General features: G+C 62.5%; 17 protein-coding genes and 2 pseudogenes. 7 read left to right on the plus strand and 12 right to left on the minus strand.

Going from position 1 to position 22,386, the window contains the following annotated elements:
* Positions 1–22: 22 nt before the first annotated feature.
* Complete coding sequence (locus ABE456_RS01230; protein ID WP_346642352.1) at positions 23–1,150, minus strand: extracellular solute-binding protein; 1,128 nt, start codon at positions 1,148–1,150, stop codon at positions 23–25.
* A 326-nt stretch (positions 1,151–1,476) separates the two neighbouring features.
* Here ABE456_RS01230 and ABE456_RS01235 point away from each other — a divergent pair, with 326 nt between their 5' ends.
* From ABE456_RS01235 to ABE456_RS01245, 3 genes are all read left to right on the plus strand, one after another.
* Positions 1,477–2,250, plus strand: coding sequence for a creatininase (locus ABE456_RS01235; RefSeq protein WP_346642353.1), 774 nt, complete (start codon positions 1,477–1,479; stop codon positions 2,248–2,250).
* 83 nt (positions 2,251–2,333) lie between these two features.
* Positions 2,334–3,719: a GABA permease gene (gene gabP, locus ABE456_RS01240; RefSeq protein ID WP_346642354.1), complete on the plus strand. Its 1,386-nt coding sequence runs from the start codon at positions 2,334–2,336 to the stop codon at positions 3,717–3,719.
* Positions 3,720–3,945: 226 nt separating this feature from the next.
* A complete protein-coding gene (locus tag ABE456_RS01245) occupies positions 3,946–4,962 on the plus strand; it encodes a GlxA family transcriptional regulator (protein WP_346642355.1) in 1,017 nt (338 codons plus the stop codon).
* A 44-nt stretch (positions 4,963–5,006) separates the two neighbouring features.
* Here the strand turns inward: ABE456_RS01245 and ABE456_RS01250 are convergent.
* Positions 5,007–5,237: pseudogene (locus tag ABE456_RS01250) on the minus strand (PucR family transcriptional regulator); the annotation flags it as partial.
* A 62-nt stretch (positions 5,238–5,299) separates the two neighbouring features.
* Between ABE456_RS01250 and ABE456_RS01255 the strand changes: the two are divergent.
* The 4 genes and pseudogenes from ABE456_RS01255 (at position 5,300) to gfa (ending at position 7,917) form a co-directional block, all read left to right on the plus strand.
* Positions 5,300–5,632, plus strand: coding sequence for a potassium channel family protein (locus tag ABE456_RS01255; RefSeq protein ID WP_346642356.1), 333 nt, complete (start codon positions 5,300–5,302; stop codon positions 5,630–5,632).
* A 192-nt stretch (positions 5,633–5,824) separates the two neighbouring features.
* Positions 5,825–6,004: pseudogene (locus ABE456_RS01260) on the plus strand (hypothetical protein); the annotation flags it as partial.
* 136 nt (positions 6,005–6,140) lie between these two features.
* Positions 6,141–7,274 (plus strand): aminotransferase class V-fold PLP-dependent enzyme, encoded by a 1,134-nt coding sequence (locus ABE456_RS01265; RefSeq protein ID WP_346642357.1) that lies wholly within the window; start codon positions 6,141–6,143, stop codon positions 7,272–7,274.
* Positions 7,275–7,341: 67 nt separating this feature from the next.
* Positions 7,342–7,917 (plus strand): S-(hydroxymethyl)glutathione synthase, encoded by a 576-nt coding sequence (gene gfa, locus ABE456_RS01270; protein WP_346642358.1) that lies wholly within the window; start codon positions 7,342–7,344, stop codon positions 7,915–7,917.
* 15 nt (positions 7,918–7,932) lie between these two features.
* On the opposite strand, the gene lipA is transcribed toward gfa, so the two are convergent.
* From lipA to ABE456_RS01320, 10 genes are all read right to left on the minus strand, one after another.
* Positions 7,933–8,907, minus strand: a complete 975-nt coding sequence (gene lipA / locus ABE456_RS01275; protein ID WP_346642359.1) for a lipoyl synthase — start codon at positions 8,905–8,907, stop codon at positions 7,933–7,935.
* A gap of 210 nt (positions 8,908–9,117) precedes the next feature.
* A complete protein-coding gene (gene glyA, locus ABE456_RS01280; protein ID WP_346642360.1) occupies positions 9,118–10,371 on the minus strand; it encodes a serine hydroxymethyltransferase in 1,254 nt (417 codons plus the stop codon).
* A gap of 61 nt (positions 10,372–10,432) precedes the next feature.
* The gene (gene gcvP, locus ABE456_RS01285; RefSeq protein ID WP_346642361.1) at positions 10,433–13,303 is read right to left on the minus strand and encodes an aminomethyl-transferring glycine dehydrogenase; all 2,871 of its coding nucleotides are present in this window, start codon (positions 13,301–13,303) and stop codon (positions 10,433–10,435) included.
* A 14-nt stretch (positions 13,304–13,317) separates the two neighbouring features.
* A complete protein-coding gene (gcvH, locus tag ABE456_RS01290; RefSeq protein WP_085663889.1) occupies positions 13,318–13,695 on the minus strand; it encodes a glycine cleavage system protein GcvH in 378 nt (125 codons plus the stop codon).
* Between the two features lie 259 nt (positions 13,696–13,954).
* Positions 13,955–15,487, minus strand: coding sequence for a sigma-54-dependent transcriptional regulator (locus ABE456_RS01295; RefSeq protein WP_346642362.1), 1,533 nt, complete (start codon positions 15,485–15,487; stop codon positions 13,955–13,957).
* Between the two features lie 81 nt (positions 15,488–15,568).
* Positions 15,569–16,993, minus strand: coding sequence for a D-serine/D-alanine/glycine transporter (gene cycA / locus ABE456_RS01300; RefSeq protein WP_346642363.1), 1,425 nt, complete (start codon positions 16,991–16,993; stop codon positions 15,569–15,571).
* A 432-nt stretch (positions 16,994–17,425) separates the two neighbouring features.
* Positions 17,426–19,114 carry a choline dehydrogenase gene (betA, locus tag ABE456_RS01305; protein WP_346642364.1) on the minus strand — a complete coding sequence of 563 codons (1,689 nt, stop codon included), beginning with the start codon at positions 19,112–19,114 and terminating at the stop codon, positions 17,426–17,428.
* 4 nt (positions 19,115–19,118) lie between these two features.
* On the minus strand, positions 19,119–20,588 hold the full coding sequence (locus tag ABE456_RS01310) for a cytosine permease (protein WP_346642365.1): 1,470 nt from the start codon (positions 20,586–20,588) through the stop codon (positions 19,119–19,121).
* Positions 20,585–20,764, minus strand: a complete 180-nt coding sequence (locus ABE456_RS01315) for a hypothetical protein (RefSeq protein ID WP_346642366.1) — start codon at positions 20,762–20,764, stop codon at positions 20,585–20,587. The genes ABE456_RS01310 and ABE456_RS01315 overlap by 4 nt, the downstream gene beginning before the upstream one ends.
* A 98-nt stretch (positions 20,765–20,862) precedes the next feature.
* Positions 20,863–22,371, minus strand: a complete 1,509-nt coding sequence (locus ABE456_RS01320) for an aldehyde dehydrogenase family protein (protein ID WP_346642367.1) — start codon at positions 22,369–22,371, stop codon at positions 20,863–20,865.
* Between the last annotated feature and the right edge of the window lie 15 nt (positions 22,372–22,386).

Here is a 22,386-nt window from a genome sequence, read left to right on the forward strand (position 1 = left end):
CGCCGGTCCTCTCTGCGCGCCATCAAGCGCCCTTGTATTCCGACCAGAAGTCGTTCCACTGCTCCAGGCTCTGCTGCACAGGGAGTGCGCGGTACTGGATACGCCCTTCGCGGATATCGTCCATGACGTTGCGTTGGCCCAACACCATGCCCTGGCGTTTCGCTTCGGCCGGGTCGACCTGGTTGAGCAACTCCCAGCCGCGCTTGTTGGGTATCAGCGCTGGATAGGCCTCCATCTTCGCCGACTTGACCTGGCCTTCGGGTGAGGTGATGTATTGAATGAACTTCTTGGCCAGCTCAGGGCTACGGGCTTTTTTCGCGATGCAGTAAGACTCGGTCCACTGCAACCCACCCTCCTCTGGCACGACGGTTTTCACCGGGGCACCGGCACGCTGCAGGACACCGGTGATCCAGTCGCCAATGCCACACATTGCATGGACCTGGCCACTCTTCAGCGAGGCGAACGTTCCGCCATAGTCGAAGAAGCCGCCCACTTGGCTGCGAAGGCTCAAGGCTTTTTCCTGCACCATTTTCCAATGAGCGGCATCAATGTCGTAGGGCAAACGGTTGTTATTGAGCAAACTGATTTGCCCAAGGTTCGGCAAGTGCCAGTCGAAGTGCCCCACTTTGCCCTTTAGACTTTCGCCCCAGAACACCTGATAACTTTTGACCCTGGATTCGGGCAACAGTTGGGTATTGAAGGCAATCCCGAGGAAACCAAAGCGGACCATCACCGAATACAGTTCATCACCCTTCCAGTGGCCAGGGAAGTGTTGGAATTCTGAGAAGAAGTCATCGAGCGGGTAATCGGCCGGGTCCAGTCGCTCGATATAATCAGCGGCGTTAAGTTGCTGTACATACTCGGCATCCGACAAAATCAGGTCGAATGTACCCGGAGGCGATTGGGATATCAGCCCAAGCATGTTATCGCCGCCGGTATAGTATTTGGCACGGACCTTGACCCCGTGCTGGTGCTCGAAATCAGCGACAATATCGGGCGCGGCATGCCCGGCCCAAGCCAATATCACCAGTTCTTTTTCTGCTGCGCCCAAACTGTTGGAGGGCCACCAGGCGCCCAGTGCTGCCGTACCGGCGAGCACGCTGCTGTTTTTTATGAATGTACGGCGTGATAGATCGGCGTGATACTTCATGAAGATATCCTCGGTAATCAGAACATGCCTGGCCCGCCGTGCTCTACTCACGCCTTGCCAAATTTTCACTGCCTTGTTGATTACCGATTGCAGCAGATCGCCACTAGGGCGATTTGCATTTTTCCGACCTGCAGTTTATCAAACTCGCCCCTCGCCGCGCTGGCAGGGCCGCGCACCGCCCGCGGTTAGAGCTACGGCAGCATTTGTCAACTCCAGGTCGGAAACTGACAATTCCGGCAGGTTGCGATCTGATCAAATCGTGACATCTGCTACCTGCTACAAGCCGGACGACCTCAACGATTACAAGTACATAGAGAGACCACCCGATGAACGATAGCGTAGTAATTGGCGAACTCACCTGGCCTGAGTACGCCCAGCGAGTTGCATCCGGTAGCCCGATTTTCTTGCCTGTGGGCGCCCTGGAGCAACACGGCCATCACATGTGCATGGAAGTGGACGTATTACTGCCGACCGCACTGTGCAAGGCGGTAGCACGCAATGTCGACGGCCTAGTACTGCCCGCCTTGGCCTACGGCTACAAGTCGCAACAGAAATCGGGCGGAGGCAATCACTTTCCCGGCACCACCAGCCTGGATGGCGCGACACTGACGCATACCATCCAGGACATCATCAGGGAGCTGGCCCGGCATGGCGCGCGTAAGCTGGTGATGATGAATGGGCACTACGAGAACTCCATGTTCATCGTGGAAGGCATAGACCTGGCGCTGCGCGAGCTTCGATATGCCGGCATCACCGACTTCAAGGTCGTCGTCCTGTCCTATTGGGATTTCGTCAATGCGCCCGAGGTCATTCAGGAGCTTTACCCTGACGGATTCCTCGGCTGGGACATCGAACACGGTGGGGTCTTCGAGACCTCGTTGATGCTCGCCCTGCACCCCGACAAAGTCGACCTGGCCCGTGCCGTCGATCATCCGCCAGCCACCTTCCCCCCCTACGATGTGTTTCCGATCATTCCTGAGCGCACACCGGCGTGTGGAACCCTGTCATCGCCCAAGGGCGCCAGCCGCGAAAAAGGCGAGTTGATTCTGCGCGTCTGCACCGAAGGCATCAGCAACGCCGTCCGCGAGGCTTTCAACTAAGCGTCACGACACTGCATTAATTTCCCAGAGCACGATTCGCATTAGCTGTTCACCCGCCATCTATAACAACAAGGGTAATGATAATGTCCAGCCACTCAACTCTGGCCCCCGGCCTCAAACAGCGCCACGTCACCATGCTCTCAATAGCCGGCGCTATCGGCGCCGGCCTTTTCATCGGATCGGGGCACGCTATCGCAGCGGCTGGCCCCGCCGCCATCCTTGCCTACATCATGTCCGGCACACTGGTTGTGCTGGTCATGCGTATGCTCGGTGAAATGGCAGTTGCCTCCCCTGACACCGGTTCGTTTTCCACCTACGCCGAACGCGCCATGGGGCGTACGGCCGGTTTTACCATCGGATGGCTGTACTGGTGGTTCTGGGTGCTGGTCATTCCCATCGAAGCGATTGCCGCAGCGGCTATCTTGCATGCGTGGTTCCCGGCGATCGAAACCTGGGAGTTCGCGCTGGCAGTCACCGCCTTGCTGACCTTGACCAACTTGTTCAGCGTTGCCCGCTATGGGGAGTTCGAGTTCTGGTTCGCCATGCTCAAGGTCATTGCCGTGCTGGGCTTCATCGCCTTGGGTGCGCTGGCCCTGACCGGCGTCGTGCCAAACCTCAGCGTCAGTGGCGTGGTCAAGTTGAGCAATGACTTCGGCGGCTTCATGCCCAACGGCATGGCTGCGGTCATTGGCGCCATGCTGACCACGGTGTTCAGCTTCATGGGCACTGAAATCGTCACCATCGCAGCCGCAGAGTCGAAAGACCCCTCCAAGCAGATCACCCGCGCCACCAACTCGGTCGTCTGGCGCATGGGCATCTTCTATATTGTCTCGGTGTTCCTGATCGTCTCGATCGTGCCATGGAGCGACCCCATGCTGGTGCAGGTCGGCTCCTATCAAAGAGCCCTTGAGCTGATGAATATCCCTCACGCCAAGATGATCGTGGATATCGTCGTACTGATCGCCGTGGCCAGCTGCCTCAACTCGGCGATCTACACCGCATCGCGCATGGTCTATTCGCTGAGCAAACGTGGCGACGGCCCTGCCGTTCTGCAGCGCACCTCAACGGTTGGCGTACCTTTCGTCGCGGTACTGGCCAGCACCGCTGTAGGCTTCCTGACCACCGCGTTGAACTACTTCGCACCGGACGAGGTGTTCTCCTTCCTGCTGGCGAGCTCCGGTGCCGTGGCACTGCTGGTCTACCTGGCCATCGCGGTATCGCAACTGATCCTGCGTAAGCAGATGACCCGTCGAGGTCAGGTCATGTCCTTCAAGATGTGGTTGTTCCCTTGGCTCAGCTACGTGGTCGTTGCCTCCATCATCAGTATTCTGGCGATGATGCTGGTCATGCCGGGGCACCGCATGGAAGTGCTGGCAACCGGTGCGCTGGCACTGTCCATCGTGTGCATGAGCTCGATCTTCTCACCCAAGAAGCGCCCACAGCCCAGTGCTGTAACCGAATCGGCCTAAACCTGGTCAAGCCACTTCACCCTGCGAAGGCGATGCGTTCGCAGGGTTTTTGCTTTTTTGCGCCGAGCCGTAAACATGGGGCGAATATCGGCCAGTACGCCACTACAGCCCTATCACTCCGTGTAATATGCCCTCAACGCTGGCATGAATACCTTGTACACAATAAATTGCCGGTATCGGCAAACAGGCGCAGAGCACGTCATTTTGCATTGAAGGAGCCCTATTGATGGGTACGCTGAAATCCTCGCTATTGGCCACGGGATACCCTGTCAATGATCCCCCACCCAAGGTTATCGGGTTTCTGGTGATTCCCAATTTCACCACCATTGGGTTCGCCTCTGCCGTGGAGACCTTGCGCATGGCTAACCTGGCCGCGCGCAAACCCTTGTTCCAAACGCTCATCATCGCCGCCGACATGGAGCCAGTGAGCGCCAGCAACAGCATGCGCATCCTGCCTGACCACAGCATCAAGGACGTGCCCAAGCTCGACATGCTGTTCGTGGTCGGGCCTAACCCCATCGTCTCCGACCACAATACCCGCGCCATCGTGAAGTGGTTGCGCAAGCTCGCCCATGACCAAGTGGCGTTGGGTGGCATTTGCACAGGTAGTCATTTGTTGGCGCGCGCCAATTTGCTCACGGGTTACCGCTGCACCATCCATTGGGAAGACATCGAAGCGTTGAAGGACCGCTTCCCTGGCATCATCATTTCCGACCAGTTGTTTGAACTTGACCGAGACCGTTACACCAGCTCCGGTGGTGTGGCCTCCATGGACATGATCCTGCAGCTGATCGCCCGCGAGCCTGGCGGGCGAGACATTGCCGCGCATGCGGCCGAACTGCTGTTATGTGATCGAGTCCGTAGTTCGCAGGAACGCCAGCGCGTGCCCTTGCGAAAGAAACTAGGTACCTCCCAGCCCAAGCTCAGCCAGATCGTCAGCATCATGGAAGCCAACCTTGAGGACCCCATGACCTTGGAGGAACTGGCACAGTTGAACGACATCTCCGTTCGGCAGTTGGAGCGTCTGTTTCACAAGCACCTTCAAAGTACGCCAAGCCAGTATTACCTTGAATTGCGGCTGTCGCGAGCCCGGCAGCTGTTGTTGCACAGTGAATCGCAAGTACGCGATATCGCACTCGCCTGTGGCTTCATTTCGCCAGCGCATTTTTCCAAATGCTACAGCCGTTTCTTCGGTGTTTCTCCCATTGGTGAACGCAAGCAGGTCGCCGCAGCACATTGCTGATCATTTCCATTCGGCCCATGCCGCCTCGCTGGGCCGAGTGCAGATCGCGCGATGGCCAGGCTCGAGTAGTCGCCGGTCAGCAGTTGGCCGAAGATGTCATTGCGCGAGCGCCGTATCTGGATAATCTGCAACAGAGCTGTGCCGATCAGGTGAGTAACGGCCACTAACCTCAGCGCGTACGCTTGCTCGATCAGTGGCAGGCCCAACTACTCGGCACGAGCGATCATCGCAGGCGATAGGCTCTCGATGAACATGCCGCCAGTGAGGATCACTAGGCGTTTATGTGCACCGTGCTACACCCAGCTTACCGCGGCTTGCAGCATTTTAGGAGTTTCCTATGCGAGATACGAAGCACTTGAGACGCAACTTCATCCGTGAGTTATGGCGCGGGTTAGGCGTCGTCTGGCCGATAGTATCAGCACTGCTGGTATTCATGGCCCTGCTCGGCTTTGTTGTAGGGGAGATGGAAGATTGGCCAGTGGGTGACGGTCTTTACTTTTCCTTCGTTACAGGCTTGACCATTGGATACGGTGATCTGACTCCCAAACATGCGTCAGCCCGACTCCTGGCTGTCCTGATCGGAATGGCCGGCATCGTCATGACGGGGTTGATCGTTGCTGTTGGCGTCCATGCGTTGCGCAATGTATTGGAAGATCAAGGCATCCACTAACTATTCAAGTTGACGGCTGTAGGCCCCTGCGGGCTTACCCAGGGCCGTGAGTGTTCGCTTTTCAAAAACAGGTCATTGCAGGGCCGGAGTAGCTCGTGACGCAAAGCGCGGACGACTGAGTACGCGGCCAATGAGGGTTGGTAACGGGGTGGTTCGCGCCGTCGTGCACCTCGCAGGAAGCCGCGAAACGCCTACCTCGAAGGCCTGAGCAAGGGCGATGTTGCGCCCGGAACGGCCAGTCACTCAGGTGAAGTTTTCGCGCCCTACGTGTCCTGTCAACATGAAGTCGGGATGAAGGTGGATTACGGCACCTTCATGTCAACGATTGCGCTGTTCCAGATCACCAAGCCATCTGGTGAGCTGACTGCAGGGTCCGCCCCACGATGAAGATTCTCATGCAAGCCAGGGCTTTGAACATTGGGGTTTCATCAGTCCAGGCCAATCTTGGCATTTGACAAGGCCACGTACAGGGTCGATACCAATGACATCCCTGCCAAAGGAGTCACCCATGTCGAAGCTTTATCCCAGTATTGATCCTGAGGGGCTGGTCGAGTACTCGGTGGTGTACACCGACCGCTCGCTCAATCACATGTCGCAGACGTTTCAAGGCGTGATGAGGAATATTTCCAAGACCCTGAAACAGGTCTACAACGCCCAGGCTGTTGCGGTAGTGCCGGGCAGCGGTACATTCGGCATGGAAGCGGTAGCGCGACAGTTTGCCAGCGGCCAGCAATGCCTGGTGGTACGCAACGGCTGGTTCAGTTATCGCTGGAGCCAGATCCTGGAGATGGGTAACATCCCGGCGGCCACCACGGTGCTGAAGGCCCGGCCGGTCGACACGGGCCGCCAGGCGGCCTACGCGCCACCCCCTCTGGACGAAGTGCTTACGGCCATTCAGGTGCACAAGCCGCAGATTGTCTTCGCCCCCCACGTTGAAACGTCATCCGGGATTATCCTGCCCGACGATTACCTGCGGGCCATCGGCGACGCCGTGCATGCGGTGGGCGGCCTGTTCGTGCTGGACTGCATCGCCTCAGGCACGATCTGGGTTGATATGCACAAATGCGCGGTCGACCTGCTGATCAGCGCGCCACAGAAAGGCTGGAGCGCCTCCCCTTGCTGCGCCCTGGTGATGTTCAGTGCCTTGGCCCTCGATCGCATCGAGCAGACGCAAAGCAGCAGCTTTGCCTGCGACCTGAAAAAGTGGCTGCAGATCATGCAGGCCTACGAACAGGGCGGGCATGCCTACCATGCGACCATGCCCAGCGACTCTCTCGCGCGATTTAACAAAGTAATGAACGAGATGCGAGCCTACGGTTTCGACAAGCTCCGCAGCGAACAACAGGCTCTGGGCGATCGGGTGCGCGCCATGTTGACCGGCAAAGGCATCAAGAGCGTGGCCGCAGCCGGCTTTCAGGCCCCGGGCGTAGTGGTGAGCTACACCGATGATGCCGACATCAAGAGCGGTAAGAAGTTTGTCGAGCACGGCCTGCAGATAGCCGCCGGGGTGCCGTTGCAATGTGACGAGCCGGCCGACTTCCAGACCTTCCGCATCGGTCTGTTCGGGCTCGAAAAACTGCACAACATCGAGCGCACGGTCAGCACCCTTGAGCAGGCACTGGACGAAGTGATGATGAACTAGGCCCTCAACTTCGATTTCGCCTACGCTCCAGACTGACCACACACCAACGCCAGGAGGGACTAGTACCATGAACGTCGTACAGTTACATCCTTCGATCGACCAGGGCATTCAGCCGGCGCAGCCAGGCTTCACCGGAGGCACCCTGCAGTGCCTGTGCCCGGCCGACAAGGTCCAGGTCGCCATCAACGCACAAACACTGCACAACCATGCCTGTGGCTGCACCAAGTGCTGGAAGCCCGCAGGCGCGACCTTCTCGGTGGTGGCGGTGGTGCCACGCGACAAGGTCAGCGTGCTGGCCCATGGCGAGAAGCTCCAGGTGGTTGACCCCAGCGCAGTGATCCAGCGCCACGCCTGCCGTGACTGTGGCGCACACCTGTTCGGCCGCATCGAGAACAGCGGCCACGCCTTCTACGGCCTTGACTTCGTCCATACCGAGCTGTCCCCGCAAACCGGCTGGTCTGCGCCGGCATTTGCCGCTTTCGTGTCCTCGGTGATCGAAAGCGGTACGCCCCCGGCACAAATGGCGGCGATTCGCGAGCGTCTGCGTGAACTTGGCCTGGAGCCTTACGACTGCTTGTCGCCCCCGCTCATGGATGCACTGGCGGTTCACGCCGCCAAGCAAAAAGGCACCTACCGCGAATGAGGGTGAGCTGAACCCTTATACTGCTTGCAGTTGCCGGTCCGCGTGGTAGGACGAGCGCACCAGCGGCCCGGCGGCCACGTTTCTGAACCCCATCGCCATGGCTTGCTCGGCAAGCATGGCGAAGGTGTCAGGGTGCACGAAGCGCTGCACCGGCAGGTGGCTGCGTGACGGCTGCAGGTACTGCCCCAGGGTCAGTATGTCGACCTGATGCTCACGCATGCGCTGCATCACCTCGACCACCTCGGCATCGGTCTCGCCCAGGCCAAGCATCAGGCCAGACTTGGTCGGTACCGCCGGCAGGCGTTGCTTGAAGCGCTCCAGCAGGTCCAGCGACCACTCGAAGTCCGAGCCCGGCCGTGCCGCCCGGTACAGGCGCGGCACGGTTTCCAGGTTGTGGTTGAACACGTCTGGCGGCTCTTGCGCAGTGATGTCCAGCGCAACGTCCATGCGGCCACGGTAGTCCGGCACCAGGGTTTCCAGCTGAATACCCGGCGACAGCCTGCGGATCTCGCGCAGGCAATCGGCGAAGTGGCGGGCGCCACCATCGCGCAGGTCGTCACGGTCCACCGAGGTGATCACCACATACTTCAGGCCAAGGTCGGCAATGGCGATGGCCAGGTTCTTCGGCTCATCGGCATCCAGTGGCTTGGGCCGGCCATGGCCGACATCGCAAAACGGGCAACGGCGGGTACAGATGTCGCCCATGATCATGAACGTCGCCGTGCCGCCCGAGAAGCACTCGCCCAGGTTCGGGCAGGACGCCTCTTCGCACACGCTGTGCAGCTTGTGCTTGCGCAGCAAGGCCTTGACCCGTGCCACTTCGGGCGTGGTGGGAATCTCCACGCGTATCCAGTCGGGTTTGCGGGGCACCTGCTCGGTGGGCAGGATCTTCACCGGGATGCGCGCCACCTTGTCGGCGCCGCGCAGTTTCACCCCGGCTTGCACCGGCTGGGGGCGCGGCGGTGTGTGTTGCAGTTGTTCGGTAGACATGGCTGGCTCCTGGCCTGCTCTTGCTGAGTTTGCATACGCTCCGCGAACCCTGTGGGAGCGGCTTTAGCCGCGAAGAATCCAACGCGGTGGATGGCACCGGCTGCGTCGGTGTTCGCGGCTGAAGCCGCTCCCACAAGTTCCCTGCTATTTCAGTGAATCATGTGCAGTTCTGTGAGAGCGGTCCATTTGCTTGGCTGAGGAATACGGGTGTCAGGCCGGATAGACCGGGAACAGCTTGCACAACTGCGCTACCTGGCCCGCCACATGCGCCTCGACGTCGGCATCACCGAGGTGGTCGAGGATGTCGCAGATCCAGGTCGCCAAGGCGCGGCACTCCACCTCCTTGAGCCCACGGGTGGTCACTGCCGGGGTACCGATGCGCAGGCCCGAGGTCACGAACGGCGACTGCGGGTCGTTGGGCACCGCGTTCTTGTTCACCGTGATGTGCGCACGGCCCAGCGCAGCGTCGGCGTCCTTGCCGGTGATGCCCTGGCGGATCAGGCTGACCAGGAACAGGTGGTTGTCGGTGCCACCGGAAACCACGTCGAAACCGCGTTGCATGAACACCTGCGCCATGGCCTGGGCGTTGCTGATGACCTGGCGCTGGTACGCCTTGAAACCAGGCTCCAGGGCCTCCTTGAAGCACACCGCCTTGGCCGCGATCACGTGCATCAGCGGCCCGCCCTGCCCGCCCGGGAACACCGCCGAGTTGAGCTTTTTCTCAAGCTCCGGGTCGGCCTTGGCCAGAATAAGGCCGCCGCGCGGTCCGCGCAGGGTCTTGTGGGTGGTGGTGGTGACCACATCGGCATACGGCAGTGGGTTGGGGTACAGGCCTGCCGCCACCAGCCCGGCGACGTGGGCCATGTCGACAAACAGGTAGGCCCCGACCTTGTCGGCGATCTGCCGGAAACGCGGGAAGTCGAGGGTCTTCGAGTAGGCCGAGAAGCCGGCCACGATCATTTTCGGCTGGTGCTCGACCGCCAGGCGCTCGACTTCGTCGTAGTCGATCAGGCCGTTGGCATCGATGCCATATTGCACGGCGTTGTACAGCTTGCCCGAGGACGACACCTTGGCGCCGTGGGTCAGGTGGCCGCCGTGGGCCAGGCTCATGCCCAGCAAGGTGTCGCCGGCCTGCAGCAGGGCCAGGTAGACCGCCGCGTTGGCCTGGGAGCCCGAGTGTGGCTGGACGTTGGCATAACCGGCACCGAACAGCTGCTTGGCGCGGTCGATGGCCAACTGCTCGACCACATCAACATGCTCGCAGCCACCGTAGTAGCGCTTGCCTGGGTAGCCTTCGGCGTACTTGTTGGTCAGTTCGGTGCCCTGGGCCTGCATCACCTGGGGGCTGGTGTAGTTTTCCGAAGCGATCAGCTCGATGTGGTCTTCCTGGCGCTGCACTTCACGGCCGATGGCCGCGAACAGTGCAGGGTCGAAATCGGACAGGGTCAGGCTCTTGTGGAACATGGGTGTGATTCCTTGTTGTTCGGTCGGCAAGCACGGCCCGGCGGCGTCCGGGCCAGCAGGGTCAGGCATCTTGATAGCTCGACAGCGGTGGGCAGGCACAGGCCAGGTTGCGGTCGCCGTAGACGTTGTCCACGCGCCCCACCGGCGGCCAGTACTTGCTGTCGCGCAGTTCGGCCAGCGGGTACACCGCCAGCTCCCGGGCATAGCCATGGGGCCATTCGCCCACCAGCTCGGTGGCGGTATGCGGGGCGTTCTTCAGCGGGTTGTCGAGCTTGTCCAGGGTGCCGTTTTCCACGGCGCGGATTTCCTCGCGGATGCAGATCATCGCGGCGCAGAAGCGGTCCAGTTCTTCCTTGGATTCACTCTCGGTCGGCTCGACCATCAGCGTGCCAGCCACCGGGAAGGACATGGTCGGGGCATGGAAGCCGAAGTCGATCAGGCGCTTGGCCACGTCCTCGACGCTGATGCCGCTGCTGTCCTTGAGCGGGCGCAGGTCGAGGATGCACTCGTGGGCGACCAGGCCGTTCTCGCCGGTGTACAGCACCGGGTAGTGTTCCTCCAGGCGCCGGGCTATGTAGTTGGCATTGAGGATCGCCAGCTGCGAGGCGCGCTTGAGCCCTTCCCCGCCCATCATGCGCATGTACATCCAGGTGATCGGCAGGATGCTGGCACTGCCATAAGGTGCCGCGCTGACCGCGCCCTGCGGGTTGGCCAGATGAGCGTGACCGGGCAGGAACGGCGCCAGGTGCGCCTTGACGCCGATCGGGCCGACGCCAGGGCCGCCACCGCCGTGGGGGATGCAGAAGGTCTTGTGCAGGTTCAAGTGCGACACGTCGCCACCGAACTTGCCCGGGGCACACAGGCCGACCATCGCGTTCATGTTGGCGCCATCCAGGTACACCTGGCCACCGTGCTCATGAATGATGTCGCAGATGCGAGTGATGGCATCTTCGAACACGCCGTGGGTCGAGGGGTAGGTGATCATCAGCGCAGCCAGCTGCGCCTTGTGCTGCTCGGCCTTGTACTGCAGGTCGGCCACATCGACGTTGCCACGCTCGTCGCAGTTGACCACCACCACCCGCATGCCGGCCATCTGCGCCGTGGCCGGGTTGGTGCCATGGGCCGACGACGGGATCAGGCACACATCACGCCCCGCCTCGCCACGGCTGGCGTGGTAGGCGCGGATCGCCAGCAGGCCGGCATACTCGCCCTGGGAGCCGGCATTGGGCTGCAGCGACATGGCGTCATAGCCGGTGGCCGCACAGAGCATGGCCTCCAGTTCATCGGTCAGCTGGCGGTAGCCCAGCGTCTGCCCGGCGGGGGCGAACGGGTGCAGCGCGCCAAATTCCGGCCAGGTGACCGGCACCATCTCGCTGGCGGCGTTAAGCTTCATGGTGCACGAGCCCAGGGCGATCATGCTGCGGTCCAGGGCCAGGTCCTTGTCGGCCAGGCGGCGCAGGTAGCGCATCAGTTCGGTTTCGCTGTGATAACGGTTGAACACCGGGTGTTGCAGGAACGGCGTCGTGCGCAGCAGGGGCGCTGGCAGGCAATCGACCGCCTTGGCGGCCAAGGCGGTAAAGCCCGGAAGCGCCTGGCCAGGTTCGGCAAACACCTGCCACAGGGCCTCGACACTGGCCTGCTCGCAGGTTTCATCCAGGGCCACGCCAACCCGCAGTTCATCGATCAGCCGCAGGTTCAGGCGCTTGACCTGTGCAGCTGCCAGTACATCGGCCACAGGCCTGGCGGTGACCACGCTGACGCTGTCGAAGAAGTGCGCCTGCTCCACCTTGTGCCCCAACTGCTGCAACCCTTGCACCAGGATCGCGGTCAGGCGGTGCACCCGCCGGGCGATCTGCTCCAGGCCTTGGGGGCCGTGGTAGACCGCATACATGCTGGCGATATTGGCCAGCAGCACCTGCGCGGTACAGATGTTGCTGGTGGCCTTTTCGCGGCGGATGTGTTGCTCGCGGGTCTGCATGGCCAGGCGCAGGGCCGGCTTGCCGAAGCGGTCGATGGACACGCCCACCAGGCGGCCGGGCATGTCGCGCTTGAACGCATCGCGGGTGGCGAAGTACGCCGCATGCGGGCCGCCAAAGCCCAGCGGCACGCCGAACCGCTGGGCGCTGCCCAGCACCACGTCGGCATCAAACTCACCCGGTGGGGTCAGCAAGGTCAGCGCCAGCAGGTCGGCGGCCACGGCCACCAGCGCACCCGCCGCATGGGCGCGTTGCACCAGGGCGCGGTGGTCGGTGATGGCGCCGGTGCTGGCCGGGTATTGCAGCAACAGGCCAAAATAGCCGTCCAGGGCTTGGCCATCCAGCTCCGCTTCATCCGCGATGACCACTTCGATACCCAGTGGCTGGGCACGGGTAAGCAGCACATCGAGGGTCTGCGGGTGGCAATGGCTGGAGGCGAAGAACGCCGGGGCCTTGTTCTTCGCCAGGCGCTTGCAGAAGGTCATGGCCTCAGCTGCGGCGGTGGCTTCGTCGAGCAACGAGGCGTTGGCGATCTGCATGCCGGTGAGGTCGCAGACCAGGGTCTGGAAGTTCAGCAGCGCCTCCAGGCGGCCCTGGGAGATTTCCGGCTGGTACGGCGTGTAGGCGGTGTACCAGGCCGGGTTCTCCAGCAGGTTGCGCAGGATCGGCGTCGGCGTGTGGCATGGGTAATAACCCTGGCCGATGTGGTTGCGCAGCAGCTGGTTGTTCGCAGCGATGGCCTTGAGTGCGGCCAGGGCTTCAGCCTCGCCCTGCCCCTTGCTCAGCTCGAGCACGCTGCTGCCCTTGATGCTGGCGGGGATGACGCTGTCGATCAGGGCGTCGAGCGAGTCATGGCCGACCAGCGCCAGCATCGCGTCGATATCGCCCTCGCGCGGGCCGATGTGGCGGGCGATGAACTCGTTGTCGGTGCCCAGCGGGATGGATGCGTTGGTCATGTCGGCACCCTGGCTCAGGCGTTGTCGGCCAGGAAGCGGTCATAGCCGTCCTGGTCCATCAGGCCGTCGAGCTCCGACGGGTTGGCCGCCTGGATGCGGAAGAACCAGCCGTCCTGCATGGGCGAGGTGTTGACCAGCTCAGGGTCGTCGGCCAGGGCCTGGTTGACGGCCACCACGGTGCCGCGCAAAGGCATGGTGATGTTGCTGGCGGCCTTCACCGACTCAAGCACCGCAACTTCGTTGCCCTCTCCGTACTCGCCCGGCTCCGGCAGTTGCACGAACACCACGTCACCCAGGGCCTGTTGGGCATAGCTGGTGATGCCAACGGTCAACTCGCCAGTCGCTTCCAGACGCAGCCATTCGTGTTCGGGAGTAAAACGCAGCGTGCTCATGGATCTTCCTCTCTTGTTATCAGTTAGGTCCTGATGCAGGACTGACTGATACAGAGCAAGGCCGATGCCAACTCACTAAAACCCCTATATATCAATGCTTTACAGTTCTATTTGGGTCAACCCCAAGCCTGCGCTATGGAGCGAATTCGCTCCGTGGCCTGGGCCCGGCAGCCAACCCTGACAGCACGGGCCAATGAACCCGGGACCACGCCCGCCTGGAGCACAATCACTCCAGCGGAGCGTATTCGCACCGGGTTGGCTACGAGACCCGGCTGGCGATGCCGTACTTGCGCAAACGCTGGCCGATCGCCGTGTGCGAAGTCTGCAAGCGCAGCGCCAGTTGCCGGGTCGAGGGGTAGCTCTCGTACAGCTTTTCCAGCAAGGATTTTTCAAATGCCTGCACGGCCGCTTCCAGGCTGACGATCTCCTGCCCCTCGGCTTGCTGGCTGCTCAAGGCGGTGCCAGCCAGCTCCAGGTCATCGCAGTCGATCACCTCCCCTTCGCTAATGGCCGCTGCGCGGAAGATCACGTTCTGCAACTGGCGCACATTGCCGGACCAGCGATTGCCCAGCAGCAGCGGATGGGTGGTCAGCGCCAGCCGGCACGGGGCGCGCTGGATCTGCGCACAGGCCTGGCGCAGGAAATGCTCGGCCAGCAGCAGGATGTCCTTGCCGCGCTCACGCAGCGGCGGCACCTGCAGGTTGAGCACATTCAGGCGATAGTAAAGGTCTTCGCGAAAGCCGCCCTCGATCACCATGTTTTCCAGGTTGCGGTGGGTGGCGCAGACCACCCGCACATTCACCTGCACCTCGCTGCCACCGCCCACCCGGCGAAAACTGCCGTCATTGAGAAAACGCAGCAGCTTGGCCTGCAGGTACGGCGACATCTCGCCCACTTCATCGAGAAACACCGTACCGCCATCGGCCAGTTCCAGCAGGCCCGGCTTGCCGCCCCGCTGGGCGCCGGTAAAGGCACCGGCGGCGTAGCCGAACAGCTCGCTTTCGGCCAGGCTCTCGGGCAACGCCGCGCAGTTCAGCGCCAGGAACGAGGCATCGCGCCGGGCACTCAGCGCGTGGCAGGCGCGGGCCACCAGTTCCTTGCCTGTGCCGGTCTCGCCCTGGATCAATACCGGCGCCTCCAGGCTCGCCACCTTGTGCAGGCGGGCCTTTAGCGCCTGCAGCGCCGTCGACTCGCCCAGCAGCGCCCCCAGCCCTTCTGTGTTGTCGTGCAGCAGCGAGGCCAGGCGCTGGCCGATGCGGCTGGGTGGGTACAAGGTCAGCAGGCCACCCACCAGGCCATCGGCGCCTCCGCTGATCGGCGTGGCCTCCAGCAGCAAGGCCTGGCCCTGAAAGCCCACCTCGCACATCGGCAGGCGAAAGCCCTTGTCGATCAGGGTCTGGGCCAGGTCCGGCTCGGCAAACAACCGGTTCAACGGCTCACCGGCCGGCTCACGCCCCACCAGGGCGACCAGGGTCGGGTTCGCCAGCAGCACATGGCCGCCAGGGTCCACCGCCAGCACCGGGTCGCTCATCGCCGCCAGCAACGCCTCCAGCTGCAGGCGCCGGCGGTGGCCGGGGAGGAAGTCGACCAGCGCCACCTCCTGCACACCGTCCACGCCCAACAGGGCTGCGTAGAGTTCGTCGAGCACCATCGGCGACAGGGTCGGGGCATCGATATAGACGTTGGGCGGAATCATCTCCACGGCGTCCAGGTTGAGGTTGCGCGCCCCAAGCAGCGAGAGGATTTCCTGAGTGATACCGACACGGTCGAGAAAGTTGACGTGGATTCTCATAAAAATTCCCTGCTGGGTAAAAAGACGACAGGGGGACAGCGCACGGCGCTGTCCCCCTTGGGTAGTAGGTAAAGGTGTCGATCAATCGGCATCGAATGACAGCTGCACGGCCTGCTGCCTTTTGCGCCGGTTCGATCGGTAGGTCAGGCCCAGCACCGCAAACCAGACCGGCATCAGGTAAAGCGCGCTGCGGGTGTCGGCCTCCAGCGCCAGCAAGGCCAGGATGAAGGCGAAGAACACCAGGCACACCCGGCACATGAACGTACCGCCCGGCATCTTGTACTTCGATGCCTGGTGCAACGGGTCACGCTGCTTGCGGTACGCCAGGTACGACAGCAGGATGATCGACCAGACGAACATGAACAGCAGTGCCGACACCGTGGTGATCAGGGTGAAGGCCTCGAGCATGTTCGGCACCAGGTAGATGACCAGCGCCCCGCCCGTCAGGCACACACAGGAAAAGATCAGGCCGTTGGAAGGTACCGCGCGGCTGGACAGCGCACCGAACTTGCCGGGCGCATCGCCATCCACCGCCAGGCCGTAGAGCATGCGGCTGGTCGAGAAGACGCCGCTGTTGGCAGACGACATGGCCGAGGTCAGCACCACGAAGTTGATGATGCCCGCGGCTGCCGGCAGGCCGGCCAGTACGAACAGCTCGACGAAGGGGCTCTTGTTGGCCACCACTTCACGCCAGGGTGTGACGGCCATGATGGCGACCAGCGCGAGCACGTAGAAGACAATGATGCGCAAAGGAATCGAGTTGATCGCCCGTGGCAGGTTGCGCTCCGGGTTCTTGGTTTCGGCGGCGGTGGTGCCCACCAGCTCGATGCCGACGAAGGCAAACACCGCAATCTGGAAGCCGGCAAAGAAGCCCATGGCGCCATGGGGGAACATGCCACCGTCATTCCACAGGTTGGCCAGCGATGCCGCATGCCCGGCTGGCGACTGGTACGCCGCCGCCACCATGTAGAACCCGGTGCAGACCAGTGCGCAGATGGCGACGATCTTGATCATGGCGAACCAGAACTCCATTTCGCCAAACATCTTCACCGTCATCAGGTTCAAGGTGAGCAGCAGGCCGACACAGGCCAACGCCGGTATCCACAAGGGGATGTCGGGGAACCAGAACTGCGAATAGGCCGAGATGGCAATCACGTCGGCGATACCGGTGACAATCCAGCAGAACCAGTAGGTCCAGCCGGTGAAAAACCCCGCCCAGGGGCCGAGCAGGTCCGCCGCAAAATCGATGAACGACTTGTACTGCAAGTTGGACAACAACAGTTCGCCCATTGCCCGCATGACAAAGAACAGCATGAAGCCGATGATCATGTAGACAAAGATGATGGAGGGCCCCGCCAGGCTGATGGTCTTGCCAGAGCCCATGAACAGGCCGGTGCCGATAGCACCGCCAATGGCGATCAGCTGGATATGGCGGTTGGACAGGTTGCGCTTGAGTTCGTGTGCATCATCGTCAGGCGGGCGGTGACCGTGGGGCAAGTTATTCATTGTTTTCTACCTTGCTAGTCTAATTGTTTTTATAACGTCACAAGTTCAAACCTCGAGACCGGATGAACAACTTTCAAATCCGATCGCGTGCAAGGTAGAGAGCAAGCACTGTGCCAGGCGGAAAAACGCCCGAACTACAGGGTTTCTATTGAATGTTGTCTGCTTGGCTGTAAAGAAGTCGCTCCAGAAAACAGGGCCAATCAGGCGCTAGAACACCGCCAGACGTCGTGAACCTTTACGCCAGCGCCCCCTGTAGCGAAATCGCTCCAATGGAGCACATTCGGTCCGCTAGGCTGAAGCGATCCCTATAGGAGCGGCCTTGTGTCGCGATAGGGCCGCAAAGCGGCCCCAGCAATGTTTGCTTCTGCGCTGAAATCCTGGGGCTGCTGCGCAGCCCTTTCGCGACGCAAGGCCGCTCCCACATCCGGCCATTTAGCGGACAGGCATCTCGCGCAGCGGCGCACGGCTGCGTTGCTGCTCCTCCCAGCCCCCCACCAGGCCGACCGGCACATCACTCGGTGCCAACGGCTGGCGCCCGCGCACCAGGTCGGCCGCGCGTTCGGCCAGCATGATGGTCGGTGCGTTGAGGTTGCCATTGGGCTCGCTCGGGAACACCGAGGAATCGATCACCCGCAGCCCCTGCAGGCCATGCACACGCAATGTCGAGTCGACCACTGCCATGTCATCCTCGCCCATCCGGCACGAGCCGCACGGGTGCATGGTGCTTTCCATGTTGGCGCGCACGAACGCGTCGATCTGCTCGTCGGTCTGCACCTGCGGCCCGGGCGCCAGCTCCTCGCCGCGGAAGCGGTCCATGGCCGGCTGGGCGATGATCTCGCGGGTCAGCCGCACACAGCGGCGGAAGCCCTCGCGGTCCTCTTCGCTTTCGAGGTAGTTGAAGCGGATTTCCGGGTGCTGGTACGGGTCGGCCGACAGCGCCCGCACATGGCCGCGGCTCTTGGGCTTGTTGGGCCCGGTCAGCACCATGAAACCATGGCCCTTGAACGGTTTGTCGCCGTCATAGCGCATGGCCGCCGGCAGGAAGTGGAACTGGATGTCCGGCCAGCGCAGGCCCTTGGATGAGCGGATGAAACCGCCCGCCTCAAAGTGGTTGCTGGCGCCCAGGCCGTCCTTGAACAGCAACCAGCGCAGCCCGATCATCGCCTTGCCCAGCAGGTTCATCTTGCCGTTGAGGGTCACCGGCTCCTTGCACGCATACTGGATGTAGATTTCCGAGTGGTCCTGCAGGTTCTCGCCCACACCTGGCAAGGGGTGGCGCACCTCGATGCCGGCCTTCTTCAGCACGGCCTCAGGGCCGATGCCGGAGCGTTGCAACAAGTGCGGCGAACCGATCGGGCCGGACGCCACCAGCACCTCGCGGTTGCACAGCACCTTGTGGGTCTGGCCGTCATGGTCATATTCCACACCCACCGCCCGCTTGCCATCGAGCAGGATGCGCCGGGTCATGGCATGGGTGATCACGGTCAGGTTCGGCCGGCTCATGGCCGGGCGCAGGTAGGCGTTGGCCGTGGACCAGCGCACGCCATCCTTGACCGTCATGTGCATGGCACCAAAGCCTTCCTGCATGTAGCCGTTGCAGTCGTCGGTCTTGATGTAGCCGGCTTCGGCACCGGCCTCGACCCAGGCGCCGTACAGCGGGTTCTGCATGTTGTTGCCGTTGTTGGTGGCCAGCGGCCCCATGCCGCCGCGGTAGTCATCACCGCCGAACTTGTACTGCTCGGCACGTTTGAAGTACGGCAGGCAGTTGCGGTAGCTCCAGTTCTTCGCCCCCAGGCTTTCCCATTCATCGAAGTCGCAGGCATGGCCACGGATGTAGACCAGCCCATTGATCGAGGACGAGCCGCCCAGCACCTTGCCCCGCGGGCAGTGCAGGCGGCGGTTGTCCAGGTGCGGCTCGGCAACGGTCTCGTAGCGCCAGTTGTACTTCTTGGTGTTCATCGGCAGCGAGAAGGCGCTGGGCATCTGGATCAGCACACTGCGGTCGCTGCCACCGAACTCCAGGACCAGCACCGAGGTACCAGCGTCTTCGCTCAGGCGGTTGGCCAGGACGCAGCCAGCAGAGCCTGCGCCGATGATGATGTAGTCGTATCGCTTGGTCATGGTTCTAGTCCTGTACACGAAGGCCGGCAGCCTGGATGTTGTGATCATTTCGCTTTGGGTAGCCGCCCCAGCCCAGGCGCGCCGCCAGCAGCCGGGTCAGGCCGTAGTGCACCAGCCCGGCCAGCAGGCAGGACGGCAGCGAGGCGGTGGCGAAGGTGAAGAAGTCGGTATGGGCCAGGGTCTGCGGGTTGAACACCACCACGTAGATCGCGAAGCCCGCCACCAGCGCCAGCAGCGCGATGGGGTTGAAGCCTTTGCAGTAGCGCAACGGCGACACGCTCTGTTCGGCGTAGAGCTGGCGCAGGTTCAGGCGCTGCTTGCGCAGGAAGAAGTAATCGGCGATGCCGATGCCAGCCAGGGCGCTGTTGAGCGCGGACGTCCACACCAGGAAGATGAAGAAGCCGTCGTAGATCCCCGGCAGGAACACCACGATCACCACCGGGATGATGCAGAACAGCCCGATCAGTACCCCCCAGCCCACGCTGCGCAGGCGCTCGCCAGCCAGCTGACGCAAACCGATCACCGCGGTGTAGAGGATGTTGACCATGCCGGTCAGGTTGGCCAGTGCCAGGAAGCTCAGGGCGATGACGCCGAAGCCCATGCCGCCCGCCAGGCGCATCCACGCGGTAGGGTCGCTGCTGCCCAGGGTGGTGGCGGCGAACAGGCTGACCGACTCGCCCAGCGACGCGGCGCCGAAGATGCCCACCAGGTTGGGCCAGAAAGCCGTGCGCTGGTTGCTACACAGGCGCGACAGGTTGCCGATGTAGGGCCACCAGGAGAAGCCTGCGGCGATGTTGATCTCCACCGCGACCATGAAGTTGACGTGGGGGTTCTCGAACGGTGGCTGCAAGGGCGGCATGGCCAGCAGTTCGTCGAGGCTGTAGCGGCGGGAAATGAAGTACATCAGTGCCAGCATGATCAGGATCAGGCTGGGCGCAATCACCGCGCTCAGGCGGCGGATCATGTCCGGCCCGCGCATGGCCACCAGCGCCGCCAGCACGATGGCCAGCAAGCCCCCGGCGGTCACTAGCCAGTCGTCACCGTTGGGCTGGCGCTGCTGCACCAGGGTTTCCAGGTTGTCCAGCGCCCGCCCGCACATCAGCCCCAGCACCGCCAGCCAGCCCATGGTCAGCACCACCACCGAAAGGAAGTACACCAGGCGGCTGCCGTTGAGGCCGAACATGCTGCGCAGAAACGTGAACTGCTCCACGCCGTACTTGCCACACGGCAGGCACGTGGACGATGCGGCGAGCACCACGCCGATGATGTTGCCGATGATGATCGCGGCAATCCCTTGCAAGGGCCCGACGAACAGCGCGGTGGCGCCGCCGATCAGGAACACCCAGGTGGCCACCGCCAGCGCCGAGTTGGCGTAGGCAAACCCCCAGAAACCCCACACCCGCTCATTGGGCAGCAAGGGGGTGTCGCCACGCTCCGCGCTCAGGCGAAATTCTTGCTCACGGGAAGCACTCATGGCTGGCCTCCCAGGTAGTACGCGCCGGCAACCATCACCAGCGTCAGCAGGGCCAGCGCCACCACGTCGGACACAGTCAGAGCGCCCGGCCAGCGGGCGCTGTTCTCCAGTTCTTCATAGGCGCGCAGGCGCCTTTCCAGGTCTTGCGCACGCTCGATATCCACTTGGCTGTTCATCGGCATCACCTCGACAGGTTCTTGTTATTGAAATTCGATGCATACGATAAACCTGCGCCGCCGGCCAACCTTCAGCGGCGCAGGACGGCCCTGCTACCTCAGGGCATGGTGATCCAGACCGCCTTGGTCTCCAGCAAGAACTCCAGTTGCTCTGCGCCCATGTCCTTGCCATAGCCCGATTGCTTGTAGCCACCGAACGGCATGGACGGGTCCAGGGTGCTGTGGGCGTTGACGTACACCGTGCCCGCACGCAGGCGCGGAATCAACGAATGGACCTTGCCCAGGTCGTTGGAGTAGATCGCCGCCGCCAGGCCGAACTCCGAATCATTGGCCAGGGCCAGCGCTTGTTCCTGGGTGTCGAACGGCTGGGTCACCAGCACCGGGCCGAAGATTTCCTCGCGAACCACGCGCATGTCGTTATTGCAGTTGGCGAAGATCGTGGGCTGCACGAAGAAACCCGGGCCATCGAGCGGCTCGCCGCCGTAGTACACCTGCGCGCCTTCGGCCTTGCCCAGGGCGATGTAGTCCAGCACCCGCTGCTGTTGCTGGCGCGACACCATGGGGCTGATGAAACAGTCCGGGTCCAGGCCTGGGGCGATCTTCAGGGTGGCGGTGTACCTGGCCAGCGCTTCAAGGAACGCCGGGTAGACACTGCGCTCGACGTACGCACGGGTGCCGGCGTCGCACACCTGCCCGGAGTTGAAGAACACCCCGTTGGCCACGGCTTGCGCCGCTGCCTCTATGTCCGCATCGGCGAACACGATCACGGGTGACTTGCCGCCCAGCTCCAGGGTCAAGCGTTTCATCTGGTCCATCGCCGACTTGCCCACCGAGCAGCCGACGGGCGTCGAGCCGGTGAAACTCAGCTTGTCGATGCCCGGGTGGCGGGACATCGCCTCGCCGACCACGCTGCCGCGCCCGGTCACGATGTTCACCACCCCGTCTGGAATACCCGAGGCCTGTACCAGCTCGGCAAAGCGCAATGCCGACAGCGAAGTCAGCTCCGCTGGTTTGACCACCACGGTGCAACCGGTCGCCAGCGCCGCGCCGAGTTTCCAGGCCATGGTCTGCAGCGGGAAGTTCCACGGCACGATGGCACCGACCACCCCCACCGCCTCCTTGCGCGTATACGCCAGGTAGTTGCCTGGCAGCGAAGGCTCGACCGTGCGGCCGTGGATCTTGCTGGCCCAACCGGCGAAATAGCGCAGGGTATCGACCGTGCCCTGGATATCGACCGCCCGTGCCTGGGCGACCGACTTGCCCATGTCGATGGCTTCGATCTGCGCCAGCTCGTCGCCGTGGGTCTCGATCAGGTCAGCCAGGCGATGGATCAGGCGCTCGCGCTCCAGTGGCTTGAGCTGGCTCCAGGCGCCGCCATCGAACTGCGCCCGTGCTGCACGCACGGCGCGGTCGAGGTCATCCGCCGTGGCCATGGGGATGCGCGTCAGCACACCCTCAGTGGACGGCTCGACCACCTCGGCGCTGCCGCCGTCGCTGGCCTCAAGCCAGGCGCCGGCAATGAACATGCGCTGCGGTTTGCTGAGAAAGTGCTGGGTCGCCTCGGATACACCAAAGGCCTGCAAGTAGTCTTTTACCTTGTGGTCCACAATGCAGTCTCCGGG

This window comes from Pseudomonas sp. TWI929, assembly GCF_039673335.1.
GTDB lineage: Bacteria > Pseudomonadota > Gammaproteobacteria > Pseudomonadales > Pseudomonadaceae > Aquipseudomonas.